The 814-nt window shown below is 35.5% G+C and carries 2 protein-coding genes; both read right to left on the bottom strand.

The window, feature by feature from the left end:
- The coding region (locus NBRC110019_RS16725) for a carboxypeptidase-like regulatory domain-containing protein (protein ID WP_281756610.1) at positions 1-261 on the bottom strand (261 nt) is incomplete at its 3' end.
- Positions 262-276: 15 nt separating this feature from the next.
- On the bottom strand, positions 277-814 hold a 538-nt coding region (locus NBRC110019_RS16720), incomplete at its 5' end, for a GLPGLI family protein (RefSeq protein ID WP_281756609.1).

Here is an 814-nt window from a genome sequence, read left to right as displayed (position 1 = left end):
TGTAATTTCTTTAAACCCTAGATGATTAACGGTAACCGTATATAAGGTATTTGCCTTTAACTTTATACTATACTTTCCATCCGAATCAGAAATGGCAAACTTAACACCTTCTTCCTGCTCAGATTCAGCCAAAACATTCACATTTACTATCCCAGCCTTAACCGCATCTGCTATTACACCTTTAACCGTAATATTTTGGGCATTTAGACAGTTTACACATAAAAAAATAAAGAAACAGACAAGTGGTCTTTGTTGTACCATGAAGCATTATACCGGTTATTTTTTATCCTTCTTCTCTTTACTTTGCTCCTTTAACTTTTTAAGATGTGCAGTAAGATCAAAGCCCGTGTCTTGGGAGAGTATTTTACTCATTTCTATATCATTTTCTACTAGTTGCCCCTTTGGAACCGGTACTTCTAAAACTTTCTTTGAAAACGTAATTTTAGTAGCTGTTAAAATATGTTGACCATACTGCACTTGCAATATTAACCCTGGTAAACCATCGAAACCAGAGGGGCCAAACGGCACAGACAACTGAGGAGTAAACCAAGCCGTTACTTTTTGTTTACCTCGTAAAGTTTCTCGATAAAAAATAGCCTTATAACAGGTGTAGCCCTGTAATTTTTTAGTCTCCTTGGTAATTACCCAAGCATTGTCTATCACTTGTTGTTTTACCAAATAATAGGCTCCATACTTTTGTTGATAATACTTCTCTTTGGTTGTTAAATTTCTATATTGCACCCCTAGCCCATTAGCCGAGATATAAGGCATTTTACTATCTATACCACCATCTAATGATAGGTTTTTTACATGG

The sequence above is a fragment of the Neptunitalea chrysea genome, from assembly GCF_027924145.1.
Classification (GTDB): domain Bacteria; phylum Bacteroidota; class Bacteroidia; order Flavobacteriales; family Flavobacteriaceae; genus Neptunitalea; species Neptunitalea chrysea.
The sequence above is the reverse complement of the archived record's forward strand: the minus strand, read 5'-3'. Positions and strand labels throughout refer to the sequence as shown.